Here is a 12520-nt window from a genome sequence, read left to right as displayed (position 1 = left end):
ATTCTCACTCGCACCACAGATTTCAACTGATGCAAAGAATGTACAGGTGGCCCCTCCCCCACCCATTGGCCGCGCGATACCTGCTCGCATGCGCGATGTGTGTGTCACTGCTCGGCTGCGGTGGCGACGGAGATTCCGCGTCTGGCACCAGCGCACCGGGGCTACCCTCAGAAACGCTCAGCACGGTCGGCGAACTCGGGCGTCAGATCTTCCTAGACCCCTCATTGTCGGCCTCCGGCAAGATGTCCTGCGCGACCTGCCATGACCCTTCGGCCGGGCACGCGGCACCAGGGTCTGGCAGTGGCAATATCGGCACGCCCGACGGCGGCACGCAACTCGATGTACAGGGCTTCCGGAAAGCGCCGTCGCTTCGCTATTTGCGTTTCGCTCCAGCATTCAACTTCGACGCCGAAGGCACGCCAAACGGTGGCTTCATGCGCGACGGCCGGTTTGGCAGTCTTGCCGAACAGGCAAGCAAACCGTTCTTCGAACCCCACGAGATGGCGCTGGCGGATAGCGCAGCGCTGGCAGCAAAGGCCCGCGTAGCACCCTGGGCAGCCGCTTTCCGCGCGCAGTTCGGCGAGGCCGTGTTTGACGACCCGGCGCGTGCGCTCGACCGCATCGCTTACGCGCTGGCGGAGTATCAGAAAGAAGACCCGGACTTTGCCCGTTTCGACAGCAAGTACGACGCCTTCCTGGCCGGCAAGACCAAGCTGAGCGACTCAGAAATGCGCGGGCTGGCGCTGTTCAACGATCCACGCAAGGGCAACTGTGCCGCATGCCACCCGGCCAGCACCCCGGCGAACGCGCCAGGGCCGTTGTTCACCGACTTCAGCTACGACAACCTTGGCGTGCCGCGCAATCCCAAGATCCGCGCAAACGCTGACGCGAACCGATTCGATCTGGGGCTTTGTGGTCCGTTCCGCGCCGACCTGACCGGGCGAACCGACCTGTGCGGTGCATTCAAGGTGCCCACGCTGCGCAACGTGGCGCTCGGCGGGCCGTACTTCCACAACGGTCGATTTGAAACGTTGAAGGAGGCGCTGCGTTTCTACGTGCGCCGCGACACCAACCCGGAAGAGTGGTACCCGCGCCTGCCCGACGGCTCGATCGACAAGTTCGACGACCTGCCGGCGGCCTGGAAAGGCAACGTCAATACAACCGAGGCGCCGTACAACCGCAAACCGGGCGACGCGCCCGCGCTCAATGACGCGGAGATCGACGACCTCATCGCATTTCTGAACACGCTCAACGACGGCTGGCAACAAAAGTAAGCCCCGCCCCACGGAGAACCCAAGATGATGAAGAAAACCGCGCTGGCCGCAGCGCTGGCGGCCGCATTCGCGAGTGCGCCTGCGTTTGCCCAGGAAGACCTGCGCGCCGAAATGCGCGCGCTGCGCGAAGAAGTGCAGCGGCTACGTGCCGAGCTTGATGCCGTAAAGGCTGCCGCACCCGCGGCCCGCAGCGCGCAGGTAGCAACGCCTATCGCCCCGGCTCCCGCTTTCGCACAAACCGCCGTGGCATCGACCTCACCCACGTCACCTGCCGGGGCCACGGTGGCTGCCGCCGCGGAGCCGGCGGAATCGGCAACACGCCTGTTCGGCTACGGCGAAATCAGCTTCAGCCGGCCGCAAGACGCCGCCCAGGCGCAGGCCACGGTCGGACGCGTGGTGCTCGGGCTCGGGCACCAATTCAACGAACGCACGAAGATCGTTACTGAGCTCGAAGTTGAAAACGCTGTCGTTTCAGCTGACGATCAGGGCGAAGTCGCGATCGAACAAGCCTACGTCGAACATCAGATCAATGATGGCCTGGCAGTCAAGGCGGGTCTTTATCTGATCCCGCTGGGCTACCTGAACGAATCGCACGAGCCGCCCAACTACTTTGGCGTCAAGCGCAATTTCGTCGAGACCGCGATCATCCCGACCACCTGGCGAGAGATCGGCATTGGCCTCACCGGCAACACGGACTTCGGCCTGCGCTGGGACGCTGGCGTCACGACGGGATTCGACCTCACGAAGTGGGACGCTACCGATGCCGAAGCGCTCGAATCGCCACTCGGCGCGGTCCATCAGGAAGGGCAATTCGCCAAGGCAGGCAATCTCGCGCTTTACGGTGCGCTGAACTACAACGGCCAGCCCGGGCTGAACGTTGGCGGCGGTGTATTCATCGGCGACGTCGCGCAAAAGCAACCCGATTTCGCCAGCCCGGACGCTCGTCTGACCTTGGCAGAGGCGCACGCACGATGGACTCCGGGCAACTGGGATCTCAGCGCGCTGTATGCGATCGGCAGCTTCTCAAACGTTGAACAATTCAACCTGACCCAGGTCGGCAACCCATATCCGGTACCCAAGCGCTTTGATGGCTGGTATGCACAGGCCGGCTACAAGGCTTGGGCCCAGGGCGACTATGCCCTGCTGCCGTTCGTCCGCTACGAGCAATTCAATACCGCCCGCAAGTACGACGACGCCCTCGCTCAGTTCGGCTACGCAGCGCAACCAACAGAAGCCGTGGTCACCGCCGGTGCAAGCTTCAAGCTGCATCCGCAGGTGGTGCTGAAGGCGGATTACCAGTGGTTCCGTGAGAACAGCAGCCGCGACATGTTCAACCTCGGCATTGGCTTTGCGTACTGATGCAGCACCGTTGGCTATTCGCCGCCCTCGCACTGACACCGGCCGCGATCGTGCTGCCGGTGCATGCAGTGGTGTACATGAGCGCCGAGCAGGCACGTGCTGCGCTGTTTCCGCAGGCAGCGCGCTTCGACGAGATCGCAATTGAGCTCACGCCCGCGCAGCAGCAAGTGCTCGACCAGGCGCTCGGCGTTGCAACCAAGCCGCGGCGCGTGCAGGGCTGGACCGCGCGCGACGGCGCGGGGAAGCCGGTCGGCCAGATCCTGCTTGATGAGGTGATCGGCAAATACGAGCTGATCAGCTATGCCGTCGCGTTCAGCGCTGACGGTGCAATTCAGGCAGTAGAGGTGCTGGCGTACCGCGAATCGCATGGACAGGAGATCCGCCTACCCGCATGGCGCAAGCAGTTCGTCGGCAAGAAGACGCTCGACGAACTTCGCTTTGGCGAGCAAATCAAGAGCATCTCGGGCGCGACCCTGTCGTGCCGCCATGTCACAGAGGGCGTGCAACGGCTGGCGACGATCCAGCGCACCGTGTTGGCGCCTCGCTAACGCCCTCGCGGCGCGATCGCCTGCTCAGCGCTTCGCTGCATCCGCCGCAAAGCGCTGTTGCAGGGCATCGCGCTTCCGCCGCAGCCAGCCTTTGAAGCCGCGCTTCTGGCGCCACTTTTCGTAGCGGAGCCAGCGTCGAATCAAGTCGTCCTCTGCTGCGGCGAGTTCAAGCATGCCCTTCGCGCGCAGGGCGTCGCGCAACTCCTCATGCTCAGCCTGACCAAGAACGCTGGTAATTGAAACGCGCGCTATCACCTCAGGTGTTACAGGCGGTCCAGTGAAGCCAAGTTGTGTGTCCGCCTCACACAACAACAGGCCCAGACGTGTTCGCACGCACTTCTCGCATACGCCGCAATTGAGCGCCCCGTCGCGCGACGCGAAGCACACGCGAAGCTGGCGCCGCGCGCCTCGGTCGTTCGCGATAAGCGCCAATCGCTGCAAGCGAGAAAACTCGACATATGGAGAACGGCCCTGCACTTCAGAAGAGCTCAGGTAAGGATGTAACACGGGGTGCGAGCCCCAAGGAAATTGCACTGACTCGCTGAGACTTTCACCGCTCGTCCCAATATGCACTTGCTCCAGGGCATCAGGGAACAACTGGGCCAAAGCCGACAATGCGAAACCATTGAACGCGCGCCCCCAAAATCCAGAACGCGAATCGAGCTGACGCAGGTTGGTTTCCACCGGCACGATCGCGACGCCGCGAGATTCAAGCCAAGGCGTGGCGGACGCCAAAAACTGCCGGTACGCGGGCCGGTCATCGCGATCCGCGCGGTAACCCAGATCCAGCCCAAACACCGTCAACGCATGTGTAATCCGCCCGCGCGTTCCGGCCGGGATGATCGTGTGGTTACGCAGCACGGTAAATGTCGCATCCACGCCACCGGAAAAGAAGCTCGCGGTCGCTCGCCCGGGGAGCGCAACGTGTGCCTCGACGGCACATTCGAGCGTCGGCAAGGTCCACGCAGCCGACATGTCCCGGCACCAATGCTTGATGATCGCGAGTGCCGACGGAATGCCTTCAACGAGAACCGGGTCTAGGGGCAACTTGCTCGCGATGCGCGTTTCACCGGCGGCCATCGCGGGCACCGCAGCCGCCAGCACGAAGGGCGCAGCGTGAAGACGCATCGGCAATCCGGTGCTCGGCACTCGAAACTCGATCCGCTGCGACGCACGACTCACGGACTCCCACTCCACCAGCGCGGACAGGCATTGCCAGCCCTCGACATGGTTCAGTTCATACTCGCTGATCCGCATCTTCATTTGCCCCGTTCGAGCCGAGAGTTCGGCGTGATGTCGACGATCGACGCCACGTCACGGTCGCATGCTGCGTCATGCGGCTTAACTCTGGGTGACTCCAAGATCACGCAAAAAAACAAAAAACCCGGCACGAGGCCGGGTTTTTAAGTGACCTGCGCGAAGTCAGGCTGCCAGCGCGTCGCTGACGATCTGCTGCGCTTCTTTCACGATCAGCTGCAGGTGCTCAGCGCTGACGAAACTCTCGGCATAGACCTTGTAGATGTCTTCGGTGCCCGAGGGGCGCGCGGCGAACCAGCCGTTGGCGGTGGTGACCTTCAGGCCGCCGATCGACGCACCATTGCCCGGCGCCTTGGTCAGCTTCGCGGTGATTGCATCGCCCGCCAGCGTCGCAGCAGTCACGCGCTCGCCGGTGAGGCCCTTGAAGGCCGCCTTCTGGGCCGGCGTCGCGGCAGCATCAATACGGGTGTAGAACGGCGCGCCGTACTTGGCGGCCAGTTCCTGGTAATGCACGCCCGGGTCCTTGCCGGTGACGGCGGTGATTTCCGCAGCCAGCAAGCCGAGGATGATGCCGTCCTTGTCGGTGGTCCACACCGAACCGTCGCGGCGCAGGAAGGATGCGCCGGCGCTCTCCTCGCCACCGAAGCAGAAGCTGCCGTCGAGCAAGCCACCCGAGAACCACTTGAAGCCGACCGGTACTTCGAGGAACTTGCGGCCAAGACCGTTCATGACGCGGTCGATCAGCGCGCTGGAGACGAGCGTCTTGCCGACTGCTGCGCTGGCCGGCCACTGCGGGCGGTGCGTCAGCAGGTAGTTGATCGCCACCGCCAGGTAGTGGTTCGGATTCATCAGGCCGACTGACGGCGTGACGATGCCGTGGCGGTCGACGTCGGCGTCGTTGCCCCAGGCGATGTCGAACTTGTCCTTCAACGCGACGAGGCTCGCCATCGCGTAGGGGCTGGAGCAGTCCATGCGGATCTTGCCGTCATGGTCCAGGGTCATGAACGAGAAGGCCGGATCGACAGCCGGGTTCACGATCTCGATGTTCAGCCCGTAGGTGTCGGCGATCGGCTTCCAGTACGCGACGGCTGCGCCACCGAGCGGGTGCACACCGATCTTCAGGTTTGCCTTGCGGATCGCGTCGAAGTCAATGACCGCGCCCAGATCCTTCACGTAAGGCATGACGAAGTCTTCGGCCTTCGTGGTCGCAGCGGCCAGTGCCTCGGTGTAAGGCACGCGCTTCACGCCCTTGTTGCCCTCCGCCATCAGCGCATTCGCGCGCGCCTCGACCCAACCGGTGATGTCGGTATCAGCCGGGCCGCCGTGCGGCGGGTTGTACTTGATGCCGCCATCGACCGGCGGGTTGTGCGACGGGGTGATGACGATGCCGTCGGCACGCGGGCCGGCGTTGTCGCGGTTGTACACGAGGATCGCGCGCGAGATCACCGGCGTCGGCGTGAAGCCATCGTCGGCCTGGATGCGGGTTTCCACACCATTTGCGGCCAGCACTTCGAGCGCGCTGATCTGCGCGGGGCCGGACAGCGCATGCGTATCCTTGCCCAGGTAAAGCGGGCCAGTGATGCCCGCCTGCGCGCGGTACTCGCAAACGGCTTGCGTGATCGCGAGGATATGCGCTTCGTTGAAGCTGCCGGCAAACGCATTGCCGCGATGGCCGCTGGTACCGAAGGCCACGCGCTGCGTCGGGTTGTTCACATCCGGCGTGATCGCCGTATAGGCAGCCAGCAGCGCGGGGATGTCAGTCAGGACGTCTTTGGGCGCCGGTTGACCGGCCAGGGGGTGTGCCATCTTCTTATCCTCGGGGAATGCAGGTGAAAACCCATCAAGTTTGCCGCAGATCGGGTGACAACGTCTTGACCTGAACGAACAGCCATTGCTGCAAACGGCAAGTCCGGTCAAGCATGCGCGCTTCGAGTCGCCATTGCCATCGCATCAATCGGTGGTGCGCAGCGCATCGAACTGCGCCGCAGCATGGTCGATGAAGGCGCGGACCTTGGGCGTGAGGTAGCGCGCGCTGGGAAATAGCGCGCTAACGGGCACCGGCGCGCGCGCCCAGCCCGGCAGCACGCGGCGAAGCGTACCGGCTGCCAGCGCATCATGGGCCACCATCAGCGGCAATTGCGCGATGCCCAAGCCCGCCTTCGCCGCATCCGCCACCGAAAAGCTGTTATCCACCCGCAACCGTGGTTCCGCTTCAACGGTAACCACCTCGCCGCCGCGTTCGAGGCGCCAGCCTTGGCGCTGGTTTCCCCCGGCGAAGGCAAGCAGCGCATGACTGGCAAGTTCCTGGGGTGTCTCCGGCATCGCGGTACGAGCGAGATAGTCCGGGCTCGCGAACAGGCCGTAGCGCAGTTCCCCCAGTCGCCGTGCCGCCAGCCGTGAATCCGGCAGTTCGCCGACGCGAATCGCGAGGTCAAAACCCTCGTGCACCAGGTCGACAAGGCGCCCTGTGTAATCGGCCTCGACCCGCACATCGGGAAAGCGCTGCAGGTAGCCAATCACCCAACGGCTGACCGCCAACATGCCGAACTCGACACCGCAGGTCAGCCGCAAGACGCCACGCGGCTCGCCGAGCATCTGTTGCGCGACACGCTCGGTGTCCTCGACCGCCGCGAGGATTCCAATCGCACGCTCGAAGATTTCGCGCCCGACTTCGGTGAGCGACAGGGAGCGCGTGGTGCGTTCGATCAAACGCACACCCAGTTTGCGTTCCAGGCCGGTCACCACGCGCGAGAGATGCGCCTTCTGTGTCCCGAGCAAGTCCGCTGCGCGGGTGAAGCTGCCCGATTGCACCACTTTGACGAAGGCAGCCAGTTCGTTGAGTTCCATCGCAGCGCCTTTGTTGCCGGAAACGGCAACAGTATTTCTCATTACGCCGCATTTTTCACCGGCTGCTTCAAGCGAATACTCCACGCCATGCAAGACCACTGGAGCCCCGCCATGAGCCTGATGAACACCAACCCGCTGAACCCCGAAGCCCGCAAGCGCGTCGCAATCGTCATCGCGAACCCTGCCGTATCCACCACCACCGGCTGGCCGGTCGGCTTCTGGTGGAGCGAACTGACCCACCCCTACCTCGCCTTTACCGAGGCCGGCTATGAAGTCGAGATCTTCAGCCCGGCGGGCGGCGCCTGTGTCGCCGACGGCATGAGCGACCCGAACGACGCCAGCGGCTATTCGAAGATCGACCTGATCACGCAGGGCTTCCTGCATACACCCGAACTGGTGGCCTTGGTGGCGAACACCAGGCCGGTCAGCGAAATCGGCTTGGCGGCGTTCGATGCGATCGTCGTCGCCGGCGGCCAGGCGCCGATGTTCAACTTCGAATCCGCGAGCGCGCTGCGGGAGAAGTTCGTCGCCTTCTACACGGCAGGCAAAGTCGCGGCGGCACTGTGCCACGGCACCGCGATCCTGAAATACGCCCGACTGCCCGACGGCACGCCACTTGTGCGCGGCAAGACGGTCACCGGCTTTGCCAATGTTGAAGAGGACTTCGCGGACAACGCGGTGTGGCAGTACGGTCTTCTGCCCCGCGGCACCCATGTGATGCCCTGGCGGATCGAGGACGCGTTGCGAGACCTCGATGCGAACTATGTGCAGGCCGGCCTGTGGCGCAGCTTTGCGGTGCGCGACGGCAACCTCGTCACCGGCCAGCAGAACTTCTCCGGCGCCGAAACAGCGCGCCTCGTCATCGAAGCGCTCGGCCGCTAAGAAACAGGAAGGAAATCGGCATGAAAATCGCATTCATCGGATACGGCAATGTCGGCGCACCGCTCGCCGACCATCTGCAGCGCCTCGGCCACGAAGTCACGCTGGCCGCCAAGGACCCCGCTTCGGACAACGTGCGCAAGGCGCTCGAACGCAACCCGGCGCTGAAGGTCGCCGAGCCGGTCGCCGCGGTATCGGCGGCGGAGGTGGTGTTCCTCGCCACGCCGTTCCAGGCAAACGAAGCTGCGCTTGCGGCCGTGGCGCCGGCGCTTGTCGGCAAGGTGCTGGTCGACTGCACCAACCCGGTCGGCCCCGGGTTGCGCCATGGCCTGGGCAGCGAGCGGTCTGGCAGCGAGATGATCCAGGCACAGGTGCCGGGCGCCCATGTCGTCAAAGCCTTCACGATCTACGGCTTCGAGAACTTCGAGAACAACGCCTATCCCGCCTACAACGTCAAACCGATGATGATGTACTGCGGGGCAGACGCGGGCGCGAAGCGCATCGTCGGCAACCTGATCGCAGCGCTGGGCTGGGATCCGCTGGACGTCGGTGGCCTGGAGCAAGCACTGCATCTGGAGCACATGACGCTACTTTGGGTGCGCATGGTGCGGGTGGCGGGCCATTCGCCCAACATGGTCTGGGCGCAGCTCAAACGCTGACACGCTGGACAGCGGCAGAGCCGGCAGCAACACTGCCGGCCTGTTCGCAAACCTCGCAACGGGCACAACGATGGGCAAGAACCGACTCGAAGCCTTCAGCGATGGCGTACTCGCCATCATCCTCACGATCATGGTGCTGGAACTCAAGGTGCCGCATGGCGACCGGCTCGACGCCCTGCTCCCGCTGCTGCCGGCCTTCCTCAGCTATGTGCTGAGCTTCATCTACATCGGCATCTACTGGAACAACCATCACCACATGCTGCACGCGGTGAAGCGGGTCTCCGGCGGTGCCTTGTGGGCGAACCTGCACCTGCTGTTCTGGCTCTCGCTGTTGCCCTTTGTCACCGGCTGGATGGGCGAGAACCACTTCGCGCCGCTGCCGACTGCACTGTACGGCGGCGTGCTGCTGATGGCCGGCACCGCGTACTGGATCCTCGCTCACTGCCTGGTCGCTGGAGACGGGCCGGAGTCACTTCTGGCGCGCGCCATCGGCAAGGATCGCAAGGGCGCACTCTCTGTCGTGATCTACGCGATCGCGATGCCGCTCGCCTTCGTTCAGGAGTGGCTCGCGCAAACCTTGTATGTGGTCGTCGCCCTGATGTGGCTGGTGCCGGACACCCGCATCGAACGACATCTCAACGACGCCGATTGATGCGGGCGTTCAACGGCGCCCCGGCGCCTTGAGTACCCCAGTCGCCAGTGCAGTGCCCAACACGACGACGGCGCCACCAACGAGCATGCCGGCCTTGAGCGCTTCGCCAAGGAACACACTGCCCCACAGCACGCCGAAGAGCGGGATCAGGAAGGTTACTGTGACCGTCCGCGATGCGCCCACGTGCGTGACCAGCCGGAAGAACAACAAATAGGCGAGCGCGGTACAGCCGACACCGAGCGCCAAGACGGCCAGCCAAGCCAAACCGCCCGGCATCTGCGCCGGCCAGAACCAGTAAGCCAGCGGCGCCAGCACAATGGCGGAAATGATCTGCGAACCAGCGGCATTCACCAGCGCCGGCACGCCGCCGAGTTGGCGCTTCGTCAGGTTTGCCGCGAAACCGTACGAAACCGTGGCGACCAGCATCGCAACAATCGCCCAACCCGAACCGCCGGGTTTGAAGTCCGCCTTGTCCGCCGCCAGCATCAAGACGCCCGCGAACCCCACCGCCAGCCCCAGCATGCGTGAGGCGCCCAGCCTGTCACCCAGCCAAAGCGCCCCGATCAGTGCGGCAAAGATCGGCACGGTGGCATTCAGAATGGAAGCCAGCCCCGCGGTGATCGACAAGGTCGCCCACGCGATCAGCACGAACGGCAACGCAGAGTTGAAAACGCCCATCACCGCGATCGCGCGAGCATGCTCTCGCAAGACGGCCCCTTGGCCTCGCAGCAACAACAAAGGCGCAAGGCAGAGCGACGCAATCGCTACCCGCAGCCAGATCAGGGCCACAGCGCCAAAGGCCGGGGCCGCATAACGCATGAACAGAAACGAGCCGCCCCAGAGCGCGGCCAGCAGAACGAGTTCGAACAAGTGTTGGGGTTTCACTGCAGTGCTCTTTCCCGGGTCGCCTCGTGAGCGCCCGCTTTTTGAGTGTATTGAATCAATTCGACGCGGACGTCAGGCCGCCATTGCGCACGGCGTGCCTTCAGCTTCGAAAGCAAGCAACGCCTGTTTGCGCGGCAGACCACCGGCATAACCGGTCAGCGCCCCACCACACCCTACAAGGCGATGGCACGGCACGATGATGGTCAGCGGATTGCGGCCAGTGGCCGCCCCCACGGCGCGTGCCGCCGAGGGTTTGCCAAGCGCCTGCGCCACGCTGCCGTAGTTGCGGGTTTCGCCAAACGGAACACGGGCAATCTCATGCCACACGGCTTGCTGGAAATCCGTACCGCGAGGCGCCAGCGGCAGATCGAAATCCCGGCGCCGACCGGCAAACCATTCGTCCAATTGCGCCGCAGCATCACACAGCAGACTCGCCGTCGCGTCTTCACGCCAGTCTGGCTGGACGCCATCGAAATGGGCTTGCCCGACGAGCCAGGCGCCGGCCAGGCCAGCAGGCCCGCCCGCCAGGATGATGGCTCCGATGGGCGTAGCGTGCGACATCCAGATCATGCTCATGGGTTTTCCCTTTCCGTAGGCGCGGGCTCCGACAAGCGCCGCCAAAGATGCAAGGTTGCGTAGCCGCGCCAGGGGCGCCAGGCCTCGGCTGCGGCATCCGCTTCGCGCGCCCTGGCGACACCGAGCGACTTGATCAACGCAACGTCGCCGCTCGGCCATGCATCAGGCCAACCGAGCGCGCGCAGCGCGATGTATTGCGCCGTCCAGCGACCGATACCCGGCAAGGCTTCAAGCTTGGCCAGCGTCGCCGCTACATCGGCTGCCGGCCCAAGATCAAGCCGGCCGCTGGCGATTTCATTCGCCAGCGCGAGAATCGCGTGCGTCCGCTGACGCACGATGCCGAGGGACGCAATTTCCTCCACGCTCGCTTGCGCAATCCGCTGCGGCGCCGGGAATACGCGCCGGATGCCGGCAAATGGCGTAGCCACCTCATCGCCGAACGCTGCGACAAAGCGGCCCGCGATGGTGTGCGCCGCCTTCACCGTGACTTGCTGGCCCAGCACGGCCCGCACCGACATCTCGAAACCATCGAAAGCCCCGGGCACCCGCAAGCCGGGCGCATCGGCGGCCAGCGGCCCAAGCACGCGGGCAACTGCATCCGGCTCGCAAGCCAGGTCACACAGGCGGCGCACGCCTGCCAGCACTGCCGGCAACACACGCACCAGGCTGGGGGAAACCGTGGCCGCGACGGCATTGCGGCCGTCAGCCAGAGTCAGCGATAACCATCCGAGGTGAACGATGCCGCCTTGTTCGATGCGGACACTGCGACGGTAGATGCTGTCCTCGACCTCCTCGACCCCAGCAACACAGCGGCCGGCGAGAAAGCCCAACAGCCTGGGCCAATCAAACGGGGGACGGAACGCCAGTTCAAAGCGCAGACCTTCAACGGACACCGGCGCCCCGCTTGCCCGTCGCAGATCCGATGGCGTCAGGCCGTAGTGGCTTTGGAACAAGGTATTGAAGCGGCGCAAGCTGCCAAATCCGGCGGCCAATGCAACTTCAGTGATCGGGAGTGCGGTGTCCGCCAGCAGACGCTTGGCCATCAGCAAGCGTTGAGTCTGCGCGTACGCGACCGTCGTAACGCCGAACGTGTCGGCAAAGATGCGACGCAAGTGCCGGTCCGTGATCCCGAGCCGGGCCGCCAGCCCTTCGATCCCCTGATCGTCCAACTGCCCGGCCTCAATCCGCTGCGCCGCAGCCCACGCCAGGCGCGACGCCGAATCAATACCGGCTTGCCCCGGCGCCAGTTCCGGGCGGCAGCGCAAGCAGGGGCGGAAGCCGGCCGCTTCGGCCGCCGCCGGGTTCGCAAAGAACAGGCAATTGGCGGCCTTCGGCGTTCTTACGCGGCACACGGGCCGGCAGTAGACGCCGGTGGACGTCACGCCAACGTAGAAACGGCCGTCGAAACGACTGTCCCGCGCGACGAGGGCCGCATAGTGGGCGTTGTGGCTGCCGGTGTTGTCGTTGCCGACTTGGCCGTCGATGTAAGTGCTGCGGTTCATGGGGCGGATTATCCGCCCCTCGCCGCCCACTGCTCGCCGTTTTCGGACCTGATATTCCGGCCGGTCGCGGCATGCACCACTC

12 protein-coding genes are annotated in these 12520 nt (G+C 64.5%); 6 read left to right on the top strand and 6 right to left on the bottom strand.

What is annotated here, in order from left to right; genetic code table 11:
• The first annotated feature begins 95 nt into the window (after nucleotides 1-95).
• Genes HH302_RS03390 through HH302_RS03380 form a run of 3 tightly spaced genes read left to right on the top strand, consistent with a single transcriptional unit; the run spans nucleotide 96 to nucleotide 3181 of the window.
• Nucleotides 96-1274 (top strand): cytochrome-c peroxidase, encoded by a 1179-nt coding sequence (locus tag HH302_RS03390; protein ID WP_172198205.1) that lies wholly within the window; start codon nucleotides 96-98, stop codon nucleotides 1272-1274.
• Nucleotides 1275-1298: 24 nt separating this feature from the next.
• Nucleotides 1299-2633, top strand: coding sequence for an outer membrane beta-barrel protein (locus HH302_RS03385; protein ID WP_216661750.1), 1335 nt, complete (start codon nucleotides 1299-1301; stop codon nucleotides 2631-2633).
• On the top strand, nucleotides 2633-3181 hold the full coding sequence (locus HH302_RS03380) for an FMN-binding protein (protein WP_172198202.1): 549 nt from the start codon (nucleotides 2633-2635) through the stop codon (nucleotides 3179-3181). The genes HH302_RS03385 and HH302_RS03380 overlap by 1 nt, the downstream gene beginning before the upstream one ends.
• A 24-nt stretch (nucleotides 3182-3205) precedes the next feature.
• Here the strand turns inward: HH302_RS03380 and HH302_RS03375 are convergent, their stop codons facing one another.
• The 3 genes from HH302_RS03375 to HH302_RS03365 form a co-directional block, all read right to left on the bottom strand.
• Nucleotides 3206-4261, bottom strand: coding sequence for a hypothetical protein (locus HH302_RS03375; RefSeq protein ID WP_172198199.1), 1056 nt, complete (start codon nucleotides 4259-4261; stop codon nucleotides 3206-3208).
• Between the two features lie 342 nt (nucleotides 4262-4603).
• Complete coding sequence (gene pgm / locus HH302_RS03370) at nucleotides 4604-6244, bottom strand: phosphoglucomutase (alpha-D-glucose-1,6-bisphosphate-dependent) (RefSeq protein ID WP_172198196.1); 1641 nt, start codon at nucleotides 6242-6244, stop codon at nucleotides 4604-4606.
• 144 nt (nucleotides 6245-6388) lie between these two features.
• On the bottom strand, nucleotides 6389-7327 hold the full coding sequence (locus HH302_RS03365) for a LysR family transcriptional regulator (protein ID WP_216661749.1): 939 nt from the start codon (nucleotides 7325-7327) through the stop codon (nucleotides 6389-6391).
• 69 nt (nucleotides 7328-7396) lie between these two features.
• Here HH302_RS03365 and HH302_RS03360 point away from each other — a divergent pair, with 69 nt between their 5' ends.
• The 3 genes from HH302_RS03360 to HH302_RS03350 all read left to right on the top strand — a co-directional run bounded on the left by HH302_RS03360 (nucleotide 7397) and on the right by HH302_RS03350 (nucleotide 9475).
• Nucleotides 7397-8167 (top strand): type 1 glutamine amidotransferase domain-containing protein, encoded by a 771-nt coding sequence (locus HH302_RS03360; RefSeq protein ID WP_172198193.1) that lies wholly within the window; start codon nucleotides 7397-7399, stop codon nucleotides 8165-8167.
• A 20-nt stretch (nucleotides 8168-8187) separates the two neighbouring features.
• Entirely contained in the window at nucleotides 8188-8823 is a 636-nt protein-coding gene (locus tag HH302_RS03355; protein WP_172198190.1) for an NADPH-dependent F420 reductase, read from the top strand.
• A 70-nt stretch (nucleotides 8824-8893) separates the two neighbouring features.
• Complete coding sequence (locus HH302_RS03350; RefSeq protein WP_172198187.1) at nucleotides 8894-9475, top strand: TMEM175 family protein; 582 nt, start codon at nucleotides 8894-8896, stop codon at nucleotides 9473-9475.
• 9 nt (nucleotides 9476-9484) lie between these two features.
• Here the strand turns inward: HH302_RS03350 and HH302_RS03345 are convergent, their stop codons facing one another.
• The 3 genes from HH302_RS03345 to HH302_RS03335 form a co-directional block, all read right to left on the bottom strand.
• Nucleotides 9485-10360 (bottom strand): DMT family transporter, encoded by an 876-nt coding sequence (locus tag HH302_RS03345; RefSeq protein ID WP_172198184.1) that lies wholly within the window; start codon nucleotides 10358-10360, stop codon nucleotides 9485-9487.
• Between the two features lie 72 nt (nucleotides 10361-10432).
• Nucleotides 10433-10936 (bottom strand): methylated-DNA--[protein]-cysteine S-methyltransferase, encoded by a 504-nt coding sequence (locus tag HH302_RS03340; protein WP_172198181.1) that lies wholly within the window; start codon nucleotides 10934-10936, stop codon nucleotides 10433-10435.
• Nucleotides 10933-12438, bottom strand: a complete 1506-nt coding sequence (locus tag HH302_RS03335) for an AlkA N-terminal domain-containing protein (RefSeq protein WP_172198178.1) — start codon at nucleotides 12436-12438, stop codon at nucleotides 10933-10935. Before HH302_RS03335 ends, HH302_RS03340 begins: the two co-directional genes overlap by 4 nt.
• Nucleotides 12439-12520 lie beyond the last annotated feature (82 nt).

The sequence above is a fragment of the Niveibacterium sp. COAC-50 genome, assembly GCF_013184235.1.
Taxonomy (GTDB): domain Bacteria; phylum Pseudomonadota; class Gammaproteobacteria; order Burkholderiales; family Rhodocyclaceae; genus Niveibacterium; species Niveibacterium microcysteis.
This window is presented reverse-complemented; position numbering and strand designations above follow the sequence as displayed.

What these genes read in the sequence shown, in the direction of transcription:
- HH302_RS03365 (WP_216661749.1), bottom strand. Translation starts at nt 7,327, where the DNA reads ATGAGAAATACTGTTGCCGTTTCCGGCAACAAAGGCGCTGCGATGGAA.
- HH302_RS03385 (WP_216661750.1), top strand. Translation starts at nt 1,299, where the DNA reads ATGATGAAGAAAACCGCGCTGGCCGCAGCGCTGGCGGCCGCATTCGCG.
- HH302_RS03335 (WP_172198178.1), bottom strand. Translation starts at nt 12,438, where the DNA reads ATGAACCGCAGCACTTACATCGACGGCCAAGTCGGCAACGACAACACC.
- HH302_RS03355 (WP_172198190.1), top strand. Translation starts at nt 8,188, where the DNA reads ATGAAAATCGCATTCATCGGATACGGCAATGTCGGCGCACCGCTCGCC.
- pgm (WP_172198196.1), bottom strand. Translation starts at nt 6,244, where the DNA reads ATGGCACACCCCCTGGCCGGTCAACCGGCGCCCAAAGACGTCCTGACT.
- HH302_RS03390 (WP_172198205.1), top strand. Translation starts at nt 96, where the DNA reads ATGTGTGTGTCACTGCTCGGCTGCGGTGGCGACGGAGATTCCGCGTCT.
- HH302_RS03380 (WP_172198202.1), top strand. Translation starts at nt 2,633, where the DNA reads ATGCAGCACCGTTGGCTATTCGCCGCCCTCGCACTGACACCGGCCGCG.
- HH302_RS03375 (WP_172198199.1), bottom strand. Translation starts at nt 4,261, where the DNA reads ATGGCCGCCGGTGAAACGCGCATCGCGAGCAAGTTGCCCCTAGACCCG.
- HH302_RS03360 (WP_172198193.1), top strand. Translation starts at nt 7,397, where the DNA reads ATGAGCCTGATGAACACCAACCCGCTGAACCCCGAAGCCCGCAAGCGC.
- HH302_RS03350 (WP_172198187.1), top strand. Translation starts at nt 8,894, where the DNA reads ATGGGCAAGAACCGACTCGAAGCCTTCAGCGATGGCGTACTCGCCATC.
- HH302_RS03340 (WP_172198181.1), bottom strand. Translation starts at nt 10,936, where the DNA reads ATGAGCATGATCTGGATGTCGCACGCTACGCCCATCGGAGCCATCATC.